This is a genomic window from Cupriavidus sp. KK10, from assembly GCF_018223725.1.
In the GTDB taxonomy this organism is placed as follows: domain Bacteria; phylum Pseudomonadota; class Gammaproteobacteria; order Burkholderiales; family Burkholderiaceae; genus Cupriavidus; species Cupriavidus necator.
Genome location: NZ_CP073678.1, coordinates 1,629,171 through 1,645,517, shown reverse-complemented (window position 1 = coordinate 1,645,517; position 16,347 = coordinate 1,629,171). Strand labels below are relative to the sequence as shown.

Sequence of the window (16,347 nt, the reverse complement as noted above, 5' to 3'; positions counted from 1 at the left end):
CCTAATGCGCGAACAACTGCAGGTGTTCGACCATGGGACCCAACGCCAGGGCCGGAATATAGGTGAGCGCGCCGACCATCATCACCGTACCGACCAGCAAGAGAACAAATAGCACCCCATGTGTTGGCATGGTGCCGCTCGATACGGCCAGGCGAGGTTTTTTGGCCAGGCTTCCGGCAATGGCAAGCACCGCCACGATAGGAACGAAGCGGCCGAACCACATTGCCAGCGCCAGCAAGAAGTTGTAGTAAGGCGTGTTGGCGCCCAGTCCGGCAAACGCCGACCCATTGTTATTGGCGGCGGAGGAAAAGGCATACAACACTTCGGAGAAGCCGTGTGCGCCCGGGTTCAGGATGCCCACCAGGCCATCCTTGGCCAGCACCGAGACCGCGGTCCCACCGAGCACCAGGAGGGGGGTGATCAGGATCGCGGCCGACACCATCTTCATCTCATAGGCTTCGATCTTCTTGCCGAGGTATTCTGGCGTGCGTCCGATCATCAGGCCCGCGAGGAACACTGCCAGGATAGCGAAGACCAGCATGCCGTACAGACCCGAGCCGACCCCGCCGAATACGACCTCGCCGAGCTGCATTTGCAGCATCGGCGCAAGCCCCCCCAGCGGCATCAGGCTGTCATGCATCGTGTTCACCGCGCCGCAGCTCGCCGCCGTTGTAATGGTGGCAAACAGGCTGGACGCGGTAATGCCGAAGCGAATCTCTTTGCCCTCGAGGTTGCCGGCTGCGCCATCTACGCCGAGCCTGGTCAGCAGCGGGTTGGCTTGCATCTCGGACCACTGCACCACGGCGAACATGGCGACGAAGATCACGGTCATGGCGGCGACGACCGCTACGCCCTGGCGCATATCGCCGACCATAGCGCCGAACATGAAGCACAGTGCAGCCGGAATCAGCAAAATCGCCAGCATCTCGATGAAATTGGTGGCACCGTTCGGATTCTCATAGGGGTGAGCCGAGTTGGCGTTGAAGAAGCCGCCACCATTGGTGCCTACCATCTTGATCGCTTCCTGCGAGGCCACCGGACCCATCGCGATGATCTGCTTGTCGGTCCTCCGGTTCTCCATGACCGGCTTCCCAACGGCATCCACCATGGGCTGGCCATTGGCATCGAGCTTTTGCCGCTGGTAGGCGAGCGGCTCGATCAGCTTCACATCCTGGTAGCCAGCAAAATTCTGGATTACCCCCTGACCGACCAGGAACAAAGCAAGGAGGAAGGACAGCGGCAACAGCACATAGCCGGTTGCACGACCGAGATCGAGCCAGGCATTGCCGATGCCGGCGGCCGAGCGGCGCGCGAAACCTCGAACCAATGCCACCACCACCGCGATCGCCGTGGCAACCGAAAGGAAGTTCTGAACCGTCAGCGCCAGCATCTGCGTCAAGTAACTCATGGTGCTTTCGCCGCCATAGCCCTGCCAGTTGGTGTTGGTGGTGAAGGAGACGGCGGTATTGAAGGCCGAGCCGGCTTCGACACCCGTCATGCCGGCCGGATTGAGCGGCAGCCCGCCTTGCAAGCGTTGCAGCACATAGACGGCAATCATGCCGAGCAGGTTGAAGAGCACGATGGCCATGGCGTAGTGCCACCACGGCATGTCTTCGTCGGCGTTGGTGCCGATCAGCCTGCAGATGCCCCGCTCGAAGGCACCGAGCCAGCCGTAACGGGCGCTCAGCTGACCATCCATTACGGCGGTCAGGTAACGACCTAGTGGCCAGGCCATCGCGAACAGTACAACCAGGTAGAGGCCGAGCTGGACGAAGGGCGACGCGTTCATGTCACCTCCTCCGCGTTGAACAGCGCGTAGAGCAGGTAGAGGAACAGGCCGAAGGAAACGCCACCCACCAGCCAATAAAGCTGTTCAGCGCTCATGGGACCGACGTTCCAGCCGCCGGCAGGCGGCAATCAGCGCCCATAGCGCCGCACCAAAGACCGCGATGGATAACGCGACCAGCGTGTCCATGAGATGGCTCCGTGCCACGGAGGGTGACAAACGGAATGTAGAAAAATTGGTGTAAAGAGCGTGTAAAGACCAGGGTCGGCGACATAAAAAATGTGTAAAGACACGCGTCGCCGAGCAGAGTCGGTCCGCTTGCCGGCATCCAGCGGGCAAGTCGCCACAATGTATGTGGCAATGCACTTTCGGCTGAGCGGGATTCACGGCGTCTCAGCAACTCCGGAGGTGCTGACCGGTGTGTGGCGCTGGTCGCTGTTGTTGGCGCGTGAGGTAGCTTTAGCCCTGCCCCGATCGTATTTCCGTCTTCGTTGCGCCAACCACTGCGGCGGCGAGTGGGCCCCGCTCGGACGCTGGGCGGACCGTTTGGAAACGTGGATTTGTGACAGACTTCAGGACACAATTCCGGAATGAGAGCATCTCTGCATCCAACTCGGACCGTTGCCATGGGTTTCCTGCTGGCCATCGTGGCAGGCAGCGTACTGCTGATGTTGCCCTGGTCCCGGGTCGATGGCGGGAGTGTGCCCTGGCTGACCGCATTCTTCACCGCGGTCTCTGCAGTCTGCGTGACCGGCCTGGTGGTCGTGGATACGGGAACTTATTGGTCCGGCTTCGGCCAGGCGGTCATCATGGTGCTGTTCCAGCTTGGCGGCTTTGGCATGATCACCGCTGGAAGGGGTGACGATTCCCAACGCCAGGGTGAAAACAGGCGCGGGTCGTACCGACTACAGTGACCGGGGCCTGCGCCACCTGGTAACCGGGCGGCGCAGAAGTTTCGGACCCAGCTGTCCGACCGGGATCCAGCGTTGTTGGACCGCGTGACGTTATTGCACCTCGATGCATTCGGCATGCCATTGGCAGGCATGCGACGGAAACCGCCGTTGCGCATCGAATTACAGACCTGCAAGACGCAGGAATCATCAGCGATGGTTCTAGCCGCCTACAGAAGGCTGCAGATGCTGCTCTACCCAAATTCATCGCGGTTCGCGCAGCGTGACAAACTCTTCGGCGATCGTTGGATGGACACCGAGGGTTGCGTCCATGTCGGCCTTTCTTACACCCGACTTAATCGCAATCGCCAAGCCTTGAATGATCTCCGCAGCATCGGCGGCAACAATGTGCGCTCCAAGCACTCGGTCAGAGCTCGCGTCGACGACAAGCTTGATAAGCGCTCGCTCATCTCGAGACGACAACACCGCCGTCATCGGCCGGAAGGAGCTACCAAATATCTTGACATTGGGGTACTTCGCCTTAGCCTGCGTCTCGCTCAGGCCAACAGACGCTGCCTGGGGCTGACTGAAGACTGCATTGGGGACGTTCTCATGTGAGATTGCTCGGGGTCGCCCACCAAACACCGTATCAGCGAATGCGTGCCCCTCTTGAACGGCCACGGGCGTCAAATTGACCCGATTAGTCACGTCGCCGACTGCATAGATGCCTGGGTTCGTAGTGCAGGAGAATTGGTCTACTTTAATAGCGCCGATATCGTCGACTTCCACACCAACCGTATCCAATCCAAGTCTGCTGGTGGCGCATTGACGCCCGGCAGCAATCATCAGCGTGTCGACTTCCAAGGTTGAGCCGTCAGATAGATAGACGGACATACCGTCGTGCGTACGCTCAACCGCCGTAACTTGGATGCTGCAGCGAAGGTCAACACCCCTGCGTGAAATTTGATCCGCAAGGTGATCTCTCAGTTCATCGTCGAATCCCCGGAGAATCTGCTCCCCGCGATGCAACTGGACAACCTGCGCCCCCAGTCCGCTAAAGATCCCTGAGAATTCGCACGCGATGTAGCCCCCACCAATTATTGCTACGCGGGACGGCGCTTTCCGTAGGCTAAAGATGTCATCAGACGTCGCCATGAACTTGGCTCCAGGAATATCAGGCCGAACTGGTGCCGCGCCGGTCGCGATGAGAATGGTTTTGGCGGTGATGATCTGATCATCGACCAGGATCCGATTCGGGCCGTCCAGTTCCGCTCGGCCTTGAAAGACCGCGACACCAGCCCTATCGAGCAGCCCTCGGTATACGCCCTCCAGCCGATCGATTTCCTCGTCCCTGGCAGCCACCATGCGCGGCCAGTCGTGAACATAGGGGCCTTCGATGTTCCATCCATATCCCCACGCGTCCTCGAATGCGCCGCGAAACTGAGACGCATACATCATGAGCTTCTTCGGAACACAACCCCGGATCACACAAGTGCCTCCCAGCCGATACGCCTCAGCGATACCAACCCTTGCGCCGTGCGACGCAGCGATACGACTGGCACGAACCCCACCGGACCCACCGCCAACTACAAATAGGTCAAAATCAAAACCATGCATGTCTATACTCTCATTGACTAAACAGTGTGCACTTGTAAGTCGGTCACACCGGGTTCTATTCAAATTCAGCAAGCACAGAAGATCCAAATCTAGCTTCAGATGAAGTGCCGTGCCGTCCCGCCGATATTCTCTTTGTAGACGGCACCGTTATCCGTATCCCAAACTCAGAAATCCAACGGAAAAAACACGGTGAATTAAAATGTTGGAGGGAACGCGCAGATATTTGATCCAGTGTTCACTTGTAGATTCACATCGTACGATCCAACCGACAATTGGAAATCTAGGCATAGCGAGCCAAAAAAGTCTTCTCACGAGTTCGAATATCCGATATTGGCTGCATGACAGACGGCATATGCGACACAATGAATTTCCGTTAAACGTTTCTGCCATCGGCACGAGACGGCTTCCGTAGACCAGAACAGGTCAAAATTCCCGTTTGCGCCGGTCCTGAGCGGTGTAATCGGCTGAACCCCGGCGAATGCAATTGTCGATCTTCCAGGCGCATACTGGGCGTCAGATCCGTACCCCAACCATGCCGGTAACGACTACCGCAGCCCACAGCGATGCGGCGCCAATCAACGTCCAGCAAATGACATTGGTTCGAGGCATGGAAACTCCGTGAGCCAGCATGACCGTGCGCAGGCCGCAGATGATGTGGCTAAGGATCAGCCACACGCCCAGTGAATAATGCGGGATTAGCCGCACATTCCAGGAATCGGCGATGAGACCATTCGGCAGCCCGGTGGCCCATGCATAGTCCGTATCGGTGCCGAAATATCGCGCGAGGATAAACACCGCGTTGATATGCGACGCTATGAATATCACAAGATAGGCACCCGATGCCGTTTGCAGCGTACCAAGGAGATCCCGCTTCTCACCTAGCTTCGGCAACAACAGCACGAGACCGCTCACGATCTGGAATAAAAAGAGCGCAATCAGGATAGGTTCGAGCCATCCGGCGCGATAGAGGTGACGCAGGACCAGCATGACCGCCTTGTGCGTGTCCGTGCCGAAGATGCCGATCGCATGATTGCCAAGGTGCGGGAAAAGGAAAACGAGAATGATTGTGGCCGATGCGACGCCATGCATCGCCCGCACCGGCGCCAAGCGGCGTGCCGCGCGCGCACTCTTATCGACGGTCGGGCTCGTCAGCAAGGCCAGCATGGCGGCACAGAGCACCGCGGCCCAGATACCCAGCCAGACTTTTTCGTCTGCGCCGCTTATTTTCATCAGATAGAGGAAGACTCCCACGATGACAAAGAGCGGTGGTGAAGCAAACGTGAAATGGGCGAGACGCTGAAGAATGACGCCGCGTGCGGTTGGCGCCGGTTGTCGTCCGAGGGAGCACAGGCTGACGAAGGCGCTTATCGGAACTGTGAGGACAACTGCAAAAGCCGTCAACGCGGCGAACGTATGATGGGCAGCGGCCGCGTCGTAAAAACGTGCAAGATACCAGGGATAACCCAGCGCCAGGACGGCGGGGGCCAAATGCCAGTAGGAATGCACAGCTGGCGAGTTGTTTGCAGTTGCGACATGCGTCATGGTCCTAACTCTGGTTGCAGTGGCAATGCGCAAGACTAAAGTCACGCCGTGCCAATGGGGGATTATTGGTCGCCTGATCCGCGGCTAACGCCGCAACCAGAATTGGGATGACTAGTTTCCTCGCGATCGCCCTATCGCTTTGAGAAAACACTTCCGCCGTTCGAGCGAGAGGGTCCGCTAAAGGCCGCCGTCCCACTGGCTAATCGACGGAAATCGATCGGCTTCGCAACACGAGCGTTTGCGCGGTAACCGGATTTCGACGGACGATGGGGAGCGTCTCAGCCGCGGCTGGGTATATCGATACCCTTCACAACGGCTGGACGCTCGATGAACGTTTTGTATACCCGCATGACGTGCGGAAAATCGTCGATGCCGACCAGATCGCCGGCCTCATAAAAGCCCACCAGATTGCGCACCCATGGAAATACGGCCATGTCGGCGATCGTGTAAGCGTCTCCCATGATCCACGTGCGTCCGGCGAGCCGTCCGTCGAGAACGTTGAGCAAACGGCGTGACTCGGCGACGTAACGGTCGCGCGGGCGCTTGTCCTCATAGTCCTTGCCGGCGAACTTGTTGAAAAAGCCCACCTGACCGAACATCGGGCCGATGCCGCCCATCTGGAACATCAGCCATTGGACGGTTTCATAGCGGCCGGCGGCGTCCTGCGGGATGAACTGCCCGCTCTTGTCGGCCAGATAAAGCAGAATAGCGCCCGATTCGAACAAGCCGAGCGGCTTGCCGCCGGGGCCGGCCGGGTCAAGGATGGCCGGGATCTTGTTGTTGGGATTGAGCGACAGAAATTCCGGCGACATCTGATCGTCGGTATCGAAGCGCACAAGGTGTGGTTCGTACGGCAGTCCCGTTTCTTCGAGCATGACCGAAACCTTGATGCCGTTCGGTGTCGGTAGCGAATAGAGCTGGATGCGCTCAGGGTGCTGTGCGCGCCATTTGCGGGTGATCGGGAAGGCGGAAAGTTCGTTCATGGGCGTCCTTCAAAAGAAAAGCGACGACAAGCCGGGCCGCGGCGCAATCTAGGCGTAGTCGACACCACTGCTTATCGCGGATCCTCTCGACGGGGCTATGTTTAAGGAGCCTTCATCCTGCCGCACTATGGTCCAGTAGCAAAGGGCCATGAGTGGCCCAGATTTGTAGGCCATGGCACTTGCGAAATCGTCAGGATCGAATTGCGGGCGCGCTCAGATGAGCTTCAAGATGCGCCGTCCGAGTTTCTCGGCGGTGCTCTCGGAGTCGATGTTGGTGAAGCCGAGCAGCAAGGCAGGTTTTACCTTTTCGCTGATGCTCCAGTTGGTCAGCGCGTGAGCAAACATGCCATGGCTCCGTATGCGCTCAGCGAGCGAGCAATCCGATCCTTGACCCTGCATGCGTAGAACTAGATGCATTCCTCCCGGCTGCGGATCGATGCGCATGTGCGCTCCTAGGGCTCGCTCCAGTCCGTTTGTGGCGGCTGCCCGGCGCTCCGCATACAGCTTTCGCATGCGCTGGATATGACGGGCAAAATGTCCTTCCGCTAGAAAGGCGGTGACGATGGCCTGCGTTAGTTCAGGCCCGCCGCCCGAGAAAATCTGACTGATCAGTTCGAACCGTTCAACCTGCGCTTCCGGTACCACGAGGTACGCAAGTCGAATGCCGGGAAACAGAACCTTGCTGAACGTGCCCGCATAGAGAACGCGCCCGTCGCGATCGAGGCTCTTGAGCGCGGGCAACGGACGGCTCACATACCTGTATTCGCCGTCGTAGTCATCTTCGACGATCCACGCCTGGCTTCGTGATGCCCAATCAAGCAGTGCCAGGCGCCGATGCAACGATAGCGACACACAAAGTGGACTCTGATGCGCCGGTGTAACGACTGCCGCACGCGCGCGCGACGCGGTTCTTACGCCGCGCGCGACGACCAGTCCTTCCTCGTCCACCGGAACGGGGGTGACCACAATGTTCGCGTGTTGCAGCAACTGTCGAGTGGGCGGGTAGCCGGGATCTTCGACCCAGACCCGGTCCCCTGCATTGAGAAGCGCGTGGACGATCAACTCCAGCGTGTTGCGATATCCGGAAGTAACGAACACTTGTGATGGAGAGCAGGTAATCCCGCGCGCGACCTGGAGATAGGTGGCAATTGCAGTCCGCAACGGCTGCAGGCCGTGTGCAGGCGGATAGATCATCTCGGGAATCTGGGTGGCACGTATGCATCGCGCGCCTAGCCGGGCCCAGATTTTTCGGGGAAATGCGTCTAGCGCGGGCAGTCCCATCTGCAGTGGCAGCATCGACGTAGGGCGCATCTTCACCGTACCCGCGGCGTAAACCGCCGGCTGGACTGCCGGCGGTACCGGCAACCGGGGCTTCAGACCCGGCGTGACGAAAGTGCCCGCTTGGCCGCGAGGCTGAAAGTACCCCTCGGCGATCAACGTCGCATAGGCAACGTCAATGGTTCCTCTCGACAATCCCAATTCCTCGGCCAGTGCGCGGGCCGATGGGACCCGATCCCCTGGCGCGAGAAGACCGTCCGCAATGGCTCCGCGGAACCGGGCATAGATCTGTCGGTACAGAGGCTCCGTGGAGGCCGTGTCGAGTGGGGGAAACTTGCCTGTCTGTGCGTGAATCATGGCTTGGTCGATATGGCGAATCATGGCTCTGTCCACTATGCCATCGCTTTCGTAGTATAGACCCCGGTAGCACTCCGCAGCCGCAAACTTAAGGTCCATGATGCCGATTCTTACCACCGACATGCTCGATGTCATTCAACGCGCGATCCTTTCGTTCGTCGCGACGGTAAATGACGATGGAACGCCGAATCTTTCGCCGAAGGCGTCGCTATTCGCGCAAAACGACACGTTATTTTTCGCGGACATCGCCTCGCCTCAGACCATCGAGAATCTCCGACGCAATCCGGCGATTTCGATCAACGTCGTCGATGTCTTCACCCGGCGCGGCTATCGCTTCAACGGGATGGCCCGGATCCTACCCACCGCCGATCCTGAACGGACGTACGTCGCTGAGTGGGTTAGGCAGACGAACGGCCCGGACTATCCGGTGAATCACGTCGTCCGCATCGACGTGCGCGAGGCGCTGTCGCTGCTGTCGCCGGCCTACCGCTTCGGAGCGGGGGCTTCGGAAGAGGCCCTTCGCGAAGTGTATATGGCGAAATACGGTGTCCAGAAACGGGATTGAAGCACGCCACAGCAGCCCATTGACGGCCCTGCGGGTCGTGGGATGGCCGCCCAAACCGGGACGCTGAAGGAACAGGTTGTCGGAACGTCGGCCTACGTATCGGTCGATACCGTGCGCCCGGACGGCAGTCGGCAACCGATGTACGGCACCAATCCGCAAGGGCTCGCAGTTTTCGACGGGAGCGGCCACTATATCCTGATGACATCTCGCGCCGATATTGCAAAATTTGCGTCCGCCAACCGAATGGAGGGCACGCCGGAGGAAAACAAGGCCATCGCGCGAGGAATGATCGCTCACTTCGGGACCTATACAGTGAACGAGGCCGACAAGACGATCACGTTCCATGTCGCCACCAGTTCGTTTCCGAACTGGAACCGAGTCCAGCAGAAGCGACCGTTCACCATTAGTGGAGACCAACTTAAGTGGACGACGGCGGCTTCGAGCGGCGGCACAGCGGAAGTGGTCCTGCAGGGACTGAGATGATGCCTGAGCGATCAATTGGGCAAGCCTATAGTGTCACAGCTGGCCGTTAAAGATGGATACGGACCACCGCCAGGTCGGTAAATACTGCGGTTAGCTATGAAACTCGTGAAATCCAGTTGGACATACGACGGAATCACAGCCTGCGCCGGGAAAACAATATCCGGCTTTATGCGGCATCACGCAAGAGATCCGAACAAGACCGCTCACACGACTTCGCACGCCTGAAGGCATGCTGCAGAACGAGCAGCCACCGCGGGTGGATCAACGGCAAGACCGCCGACGGCCTGCTGCACGTGATCCGGCGGTGGGATCTGGCGCGAAAGACGGAGATTCTGGCTGAGTTCGAAGCCTGGCAGGCGCGCTTGAATTCCATCGCGGCCGGCAAGCCGCGAGGCAGGCGGGGAGCGTTCGGCCCGAATTTTTGCTTTTCCAGTTGAAGAAACCCGACGAAACACGGAGTTAAGAAAGATGAATCACAAATCTCGACGCATGCTGATCGCCTTTGCCATCGTGGCAATCCTTGGGGCGGGCGTGGCAACCTCGGTACTGCGCCCATGGCACGGAGGGGAAGCCCAGGCCAACACGCCGCCGCCGGCTCCGGCCGTCGAAGTGGCATCGGCAGTGGGCCAGACCATCACCGAATGGGATGAGTTCTCGGGCCGCATCGAAGCCGTGGACCGCGTGGAAATCCGTCCGCGCGTTTCCGGCACGATCGAAACGGTGCATTTCCGCGAAGGCTCGATCGTGAAGAAGGGCGACCCGCTGTTCACGATCGATCCGCGTCCGTACGCCGCAGAAGTGGCGCGCGCCGAAGCGGCGCTGGCCGCGGCCCAGGTACGCGCTGCGCACGCGCAGACCGAGAAGGCCCGTGCGCAACGCCTGCTCGACGACAACGCAATCTCGCGTCGCGAATTCGACGAGCGCATCAACGCCGCCAGCGAATTGTCGGCCAATGTGCGCGGCGCGCAGGCTGCGCTGGAAGTGGCGAAGCTGAACCTGAGCTACACGCGCATCGTTGCGCCGGTCTCGGGCAAGGTCTCGCGTGCGGAAATCACGGTGGGCAACCTCGTGGCGGCCGGTGCCGCGTCGCCGCCGCTGACGTCGGTGGTGTCGGTCTCGCCGGTGTACGCGAGCTTCGATGTCGACGAGCAGAGCTACCTGCGCTACACGCAGCCGGGCGCTGGCGGCGGCAAGAACGACCTGCCGGTATTCCTGGGCCTGGCCAACGAGGACGGCAACCCGCACAAGGGTCGTATCCACTCGATCGACAACCGGCTCGACACGCGCAGCGGCACCATCCGCGTGCGTGCCGTATTCGACAACGACAATGGCCGTCTGCTGCCGGGCCTGTACGCGAAGGTCAAGCTCGGTGGCGGTTCGCCGCACCCGGCCGTGCTGATCAACGACCGCGCCATCGGTACCGACCAGGGCAAGAAGTTCGTGCTCGTGGTCGACAAGGCCAACAAGCTCGTGTATCGCGAAGTCGAACTCGGGCCCACGTACGAAGGGCTGCGCGTGATCCGCAAGGGTCTGCAGCCGGGCGAGAACATCGTCGTGAATGGCCTGATGCGTGTGCGCCCCGGCGACACCGTGGCACCGAAGGCCGTGACGATGGCGTATCGCGGCGAACTGGAGCCGCGTGGCACCACGCCCCAACGCAAGCAGGCGGCGGACGAGGGGAGAGCCGACAAGGCCAAGGTGAGCTGAGCCTGCCCGACACCGAACTGATTTTTTCCCCTGCAGTTGTACATGGCGTCCGCTCCGGCGGACCGCCAGGGGGGACTGCTTTCGCCGAGACCAAGATGAATCTCTCGAAATTCTTTATCGATCGTCCGATCTTCGCGGGCGTGCTGTCGGTGCTGATCTTCCTGATCGGCGCCATCTCGATGTTCAAGTTACCAATCTCGGAGTACCCGGAAGTGGTGCCGCCGTCGGTGGTAGTGCGCGCGCAGTTCCCGGGCGCCAACCCGAAGGTAATCGCCGAGACCGTGGCCACGCCGCTGGAAGAGCAGATCAACGGCGTCGAGGACATGCTCTACATGAACTCGCAGACCAATAGCGACGGCAACCTGACGCTGACGGTGACCTTCAAGCTCGGTACGGACCCCGACAAGGCCCAGCAGCTGGTGCAGAATCGTGTCTCGCAGGCCGAACCGCGCCTGCCCGAAGACGTACGCCGCCTGGGCATCACCACGGTCAAGAGCTCGCCGGATCTGACCATGGTGGTCCACCTGGTCTCGCCGAACGACCGCTACGACATGACGTACCTGCGCAACTATGCGCTGATCAACGTGAAGGACCGCCTCGCGCGGATCCAGGGCGTGGGCCAGGTGCTGATGTTTGGCTCGGGTGACTACTCGATGCGCGTGTGGGTGAACCCCGAGAAGATCGCCGAGCGCGGGCTGGCCGCGTCCGACGTGGTGCGCGCCATCCGCGAACAGAACGTGCAGGTGGCGGCCGGCGTGATCGGCCAGTCGCCGTCGCTGCCAGGCACCGACCTGCAGCTGTCGGTGAACGCACAGGGTCGTCTGCAAACCGTGGAGGAGTTTGGCGACATCATCGTCAAGACTTCGCCTGACGGTGTCGTCACGTACCTGAAGGACATCGCGCGCATTGAACTCGGTGCGTCGGAATACGCACTGCGTTCGCTGCTGGACAACAAGTCCGCAGTGGCGTTGCCGATCCGCCAGTCGCCGGGCTCGAACGCGATCCAGATCGCGAATGACGTGCGCAAGACCATGGCCGAGCTGAAACAGAATATGCCGGAAGGCGTGGACTACAGCATCGTCTATGACCCCACGCAGTTCGTGCGCCACTCGATCGAGGCCGTGGTCCACACGCTGTTCGAAGCCATCGCGCTGGTGGTGCTGGTGGTGATCCTGTTCCTGCAGACGTGGCGTGCGTCGATCATCCCGCTGCTGGCGGTGCCAGTGTCGATCGTCGGTACGTTCGGCCTGATGCATGCATTCGGCTTCTCGATCAACGCGCTGAGCCTGTTCGGCCTGGTTCTGGCGATCGGTATCGTGGTGGACGATGCGATAGTGGTCGTGGAGAACGTCGAACGGAACATCGAGGAAGGGCTGTCGCCGAAGGAGGCCACGTACAAGGCCATGCGCGAAGTGAGTGGCCCGATCATCGCGATCGCGCTGACGCTGATTGCCGTGTTCGTGCCGCTGGCCTTCATGACGGGCCTGACCGGTCAGTTCTACAAGCAGTTCGCGCTAACGATCTCGATTTCGACGATCATCTCGGCGTTCAACTCGCTGACGCTGTCCCCGGCACTGTCCGCGTTGCTGCTGAAGGGCCACGATGCGCCCAAGGACTGGCTCACGCGCGGCATAGACAAGGTATTTGGCAAGTTCTTCGCCCGCTTCGACCGCTTCTTTGGCCGCAGCTCGGACAGCTATGGCCGTGGCGTGAAGGGCGTGATCCGCCGCAAGGGTTCGGTGTTCGGCGTCTACGCCGTGATGCTGGTGGCCACCTGGGGGGTCTTCCAACTCGTGCCGAAGGGCTTCGTACCGGCGCAGGACAAGCAGTACCTAGTGAGCTTTGCCAAGCTGCCTGATGGCTCCACGCTGGATCGTACCGAGGACGTGATCCGCCGCATGTCGGAGATCGCGCTCAAGCATCCAGGCGTGGAATCGGCCGTGGCCTTCCCGGGCCTGTCGATCAACGGCTTCACGAACAGCCCGAGCGCCGGCATCGTGTTCGTCACGCTCGATCCGTTCGAGAAGCGCAAGAGCGCGGAGTTGTCGGGCAATGCGATTGCCGCCGACCTGAACAAGCAATATGGGGCGATCCGGGACGCGTTCATCGCCGTGTTCCCGCCGCCGCCGGTGCAGGGCCTGGGCACGATCGGCGGGTTCAAGATGATGATCGAGGACCGTGCCGCACTGGGGTATGACGAGCTGTTCAATGCGACCAATGCGTTCATGACCAAGGCGCGCGCCACGCCTGAACTGGCCCGCATCTTCAGTAACTACCAGGTAAACGTGCCGCAACTCGACGTGCAGCTCGACCGTACCAAGGCCAAGCAGCTGGGCGTGCCCGTGACCGACGTTTTCGAGACGCTGCAGACCTATCTAGGTTCGTCCTACGTGAACGACTTCAACAAGTTCGGCCGTACGTACCAGGTCAAGGTGCAGGCGGATGCGCAGTTCCGCCAGCACGCCGAGGACATCCTGCAGCTGAAGGCGCGCAGCAGTTCGGGTGAGATGGTGCCGCTGTCGTCGCTGGTGAAGGTCAAGCAGAGCTTCGGCCCCGATAGCGTGACCCGCTACAACGGCTTTACCGCTGCCGACATGAACGGCGGCCCGGCACCCGGTTTCTCGTCGGGCCAGGCACAGGCGGCTGCCGAGCGTATCGCGGCGGAGACGCTGCCAAAGGGCATCAGCTTCGAATGGACCGAGCTGACCTACCAGGACATCCTGGCGGGCAATGCGGGTGTGTGGATCTTCCCGCTGTGCGTGCTGCTCGTGTTCCTGGTGCTGGCTGCCCAGTACGAAAGCCTGACGCTGCCGCTGGCCGTGATCCTGATCGTGCCGATGAGCCTGCTGGCCGCCATGACTGGCGTGTGGCTCACGCGTGGTGATAACAACATCTTCACGCAGATCGGCTTCATCGTGCTGGTCGGGTTGTCTGCGAAGAATGCGATCCTGATCGTGGAATTCGCACGGGAGCTGGAACACCATGGCCGCACCGTGGTGCAGGCTGCCATCGAAGCCAGTCGCCTGCGTCTGCGCCCGATCCTGATGACGTCGTTCGCGTTCATCATGGGTGTGGTGCCGCTGGTGGTGTCCACCGGTGCCGGTGCGGAAATGCGTCATGCGATGGGCGTGGCCGTGTTCGCGGGAATGCTGGGTGTGACGTTCTTCGGCCTGTTCCTGACGCCGGTGTTCTACGTGGCACTGCGTCTACTGGCCACCCGCAAGCAACGCCGTGAGGCGGTGTCGACGGCTGCTTCGGCCTCGCACGTCGTGGCGTCCGCAGAGTGATGGTGAAAGACATGAACAACAACGTGATGAAGCAGTACCTGCCCAAGCTTGCCACCCTGGCTGCCGCGCTGGTGCTGGCGGGCTGCTCGCTGGCACCGACGTACAAGGTGCCGGAGACGCCCACCGCTGCGACGTTCAAGGAAGCCGAGGCCGCCGCCACCGAGGGTGCGCAGTGGAAGACCGCCGCGCCGGCCGAGGGCCAGCAGCGCGGCGACTGGTGGAAGGTGTTTGGCGATGCCGAGCTCGACCGCCTGATCGACGCGGCCAACGCGCATAACCAGGACCTGGCCGCTGCGGCGGCCCGCCTGAAGCAGGCGCGCGCGTTCACCGGCGCCACCGAGGCGGACATGTATCCGCAGCTGACGGCGGGCTTCGATCCGACCCGCACGCAGCCCTCGGCCGCCTCGCAAGGGCTGCCCGATGGCACGCGTGTGCCGGCCCGGACGGTGTACAAGGCCCGTTTGTTTGCCAACTACGAGCTGGACCTGTTCGGCCGCGTGGCCAGTAGTGTGAACGCGGCGCGTGCCGAGGAGCAGGGCGCCGCGGACCTGTACCGTTCGGTCCAGCTCGCGCTGCAAGCCGATACGGCGCAAGCCTACTTCGCACTGCGCACGCTCGACAGCGACCGCGAGTTGCTCAACGCGACGATCAAGTTGCGCGAGGACGCGCTGTCGCTGCTGCGCAAGCGCTACGAAGCGGGTGAGACGACGGATCTGGACCCGGCACGCGCCGAAGCCGAGCTCGGCACCGCGCGTGCCGACCTGGCCAGTACCGAGCGCCGCCGGGTCAACCAGGAGCATGCGCTCGCCGTGCTGACCGGCGTGGCGCCGTCGCAGTTCGGGCTGGCCGCGAGGCCGCTCGACACCGCGCCGGTGTCCGTACCGGCTGGACTGCCGTCGGAACTGCTCGAACGTCGCCCCGATATCGCTGCCGCAGAGCGCCAGATGGCAGCGGCCAATGCGCGCATCGGCATCGCGAAGGCAGCGTTCTTCCCGCGCATCTCGCTGACGGCGTTGTTCGGGTTTGAGTCGTCAGACCTGTCGAACCTGTTCAAGTGGTCGTCGCGTACTTGGATGCTTGGGCCGCTGGTCGGCACTACCGTCGCGCAGACCGTGTTTGACGGTGGCCGCAACAGCTCGAACCTGGCCGGTGCCCGCGCCGCACATGAGGAAAGCGTGGCGCGCTACCAGCAGACCGTTCTGGTGGCCTTCCGCGAAGTGGAAGACAGCCTGGCCGATGTGCGCTGGCTCAGCCAGCAGGCCACGGCGCTCGACGGTGCGCTGGCCGGGGCGAAGCGGGCGCAGCGCACCTCGCGCAGCCGCTACGATGCCGGAGCGGTGGACTACCTGACCGTGATCGACGCGGACCGCACAGTGCTGCAGTCGCAGCGCGATGCCAACGCGGTGGCCGGCCTGCGCGCGGCGGCTGCGGTGTCGCTGGTGCGTAGCCTGGGCGGTGGCTGGGGTCCGTTGCCGGAGTCGGTTGCCAAGAACTGATCCGGTTAGTATGCCTCTGGCAGGCGCCCTCTCCCGTACAACGGGCTTGCCTTTACCCACATCTCGGTTGGTACGGGAGGTTGTAAACCTGCGCCCGCTTGGGGCAGCGCCCTGGCCGTGGGCCTGTTCCACCTGCACCCGCATGTCCGACTGGCCGCCTTCCCGGCCAAAGACCTCATGCACCAGCAGGCCGAAGGGTACGTCCGGCCCGTATCCGATCAGATCCTCCCCCGCCAGTTTGCTTGGGCGGACCCAGCCTTGCGTACTGAGCCGGTGACCGGCGGGAATCAGCGCCACGATCGGGTTCTTCACCAGCAAGCGCGATTCCAGATTCGGGTGCGCGAGCGGCATGTTCG

Annotated in this window: 12 protein-coding genes and 2 pseudogenes; 7 read left to right on the top strand and 7 right to left on the bottom strand. The window is 61.5% G+C overall.

Going from position 1 to position 16,347, the window contains the following annotated elements; translation table 11 throughout:
- Nucleotide 1: 1 nt before the first annotated feature.
- Nucleotides 2–1,789: a potassium-transporting ATPase subunit KdpA gene (gene kdpA, locus KB879_RS39065; protein ID WP_211983253.1), complete on the bottom strand. Its 1,788-nt coding sequence runs from the start codon at nucleotides 1,787–1,789 to the stop codon at nucleotides 2–4.
- The gene (kdpF, locus tag KB879_RS39060) at nucleotides 1,786–1,884 is read right to left on the bottom strand and encodes a K(+)-transporting ATPase subunit F (protein WP_211983252.1); all 99 of its coding nucleotides are present in this window, start codon (nucleotides 1,882–1,884) and stop codon (nucleotides 1,786–1,788) included. The genes kdpA and kdpF overlap by 4 nt, the downstream gene beginning before the upstream one ends.
- A gap of 492 nt (nucleotides 1,885–2,376) precedes the next feature.
- Between kdpF and KB879_RS39055 the strand changes: the two are divergent.
- A pseudogene (locus KB879_RS39055) lies at nucleotides 2,377–2,634 on the top strand (TrkH family potassium uptake protein); the annotation flags it as partial.
- A 306-nt stretch (nucleotides 2,635–2,940) separates the two neighbouring features.
- On the opposite strand, the gene gorA reads toward KB879_RS39055, so the two are convergent.
- The 4 genes from gorA to KB879_RS39035 all read right to left on the bottom strand — a co-directional run bounded on the left by gorA (nucleotide 2,941) and on the right by KB879_RS39035 (nucleotide 8,453).
- Entirely contained in the window at nucleotides 2,941–4,293 is a 1,353-nt protein-coding gene (gene gorA, locus KB879_RS39050; protein ID WP_211983251.1) for a glutathione-disulfide reductase, read from the bottom strand.
- A 513-nt stretch (nucleotides 4,294–4,806) separates the two neighbouring features.
- Nucleotides 4,807–5,835: a hypothetical protein gene (locus KB879_RS39045; RefSeq protein WP_211983250.1), complete on the bottom strand. Its 1,029-nt coding sequence runs from the start codon at nucleotides 5,833–5,835 to the stop codon at nucleotides 4,807–4,809.
- Nucleotides 5,836–6,113: 278 nt separating this feature from the next.
- Nucleotides 6,114–6,818, bottom strand: a complete 705-nt coding sequence (locus KB879_RS39040) for a glutathione binding-like protein (protein ID WP_211983249.1) — start codon at nucleotides 6,816–6,818, stop codon at nucleotides 6,114–6,116.
- A gap of 213 nt (nucleotides 6,819–7,031) precedes the next feature.
- Entirely contained in the window at nucleotides 7,032–8,453 is a 1,422-nt protein-coding gene (locus KB879_RS39035) for a PLP-dependent aminotransferase family protein (protein WP_211984611.1), read from the bottom strand.
- 100 nt (nucleotides 8,454–8,553) lie between these two features.
- Between KB879_RS39035 and KB879_RS39030 the strand changes: the two genes are divergently transcribed.
- From KB879_RS39030 to KB879_RS39005, 6 genes are all read left to right on the top strand, one after another.
- Nucleotides 8,554–9,018, top strand: coding sequence for a pyridoxamine 5'-phosphate oxidase family protein (locus tag KB879_RS39030; protein WP_211984609.1), 465 nt, complete (start codon nucleotides 8,554–8,556; stop codon nucleotides 9,016–9,018).
- A gap of 42 nt (nucleotides 9,019–9,060) precedes the next feature.
- Nucleotides 9,061–9,501 (top strand): lipocalin-like domain-containing protein, encoded by a 441-nt coding sequence (locus KB879_RS39025; protein ID WP_211983248.1) that lies wholly within the window; start codon nucleotides 9,061–9,063, stop codon nucleotides 9,499–9,501.
- Between the two features lie 116 nt (nucleotides 9,502–9,617).
- On the top strand, nucleotides 9,618–9,938 hold the full coding sequence (locus KB879_RS39020) for a hypothetical protein (protein WP_211984621.1): 321 nt from the start codon (nucleotides 9,618–9,620) through the stop codon (nucleotides 9,936–9,938).
- 31 nt (nucleotides 9,939–9,969) lie between these two features.
- Nucleotides 9,970–11,208 carry an efflux RND transporter periplasmic adaptor subunit gene (locus KB879_RS39015; RefSeq protein WP_211983245.1) on the top strand — a complete coding sequence of 413 codons (1,239 nt, stop codon included), beginning with the start codon at nucleotides 9,970–9,972 and terminating at the stop codon, nucleotides 11,206–11,208.
- A gap of 95 nt (nucleotides 11,209–11,303) precedes the next feature.
- Nucleotides 11,304–14,495 (top strand): efflux RND transporter permease subunit, encoded by a 3,192-nt coding sequence (locus KB879_RS39010; protein ID WP_211983243.1) that lies wholly within the window; start codon nucleotides 11,304–11,306, stop codon nucleotides 14,493–14,495.
- A gap of 11 nt (nucleotides 14,496–14,506) precedes the next feature.
- Nucleotides 14,507–15,991: an efflux transporter outer membrane subunit gene (locus KB879_RS39005; RefSeq protein WP_249221440.1), complete on the top strand. Its 1,485-nt coding sequence runs from the start codon at nucleotides 14,507–14,509 to the stop codon at nucleotides 15,989–15,991.
- A gap of 177 nt (nucleotides 15,992–16,168) precedes the next feature.
- On the opposite strand, the pseudogene KB879_RS40145 reads toward KB879_RS39005, so the two are convergent.
- A pseudogene (locus KB879_RS40145) lies at nucleotides 16,169–16,342 on the bottom strand (LysR substrate-binding domain-containing protein); the annotation flags it as partial.
- Nucleotides 16,343–16,347 lie beyond the last annotated feature (5 nt).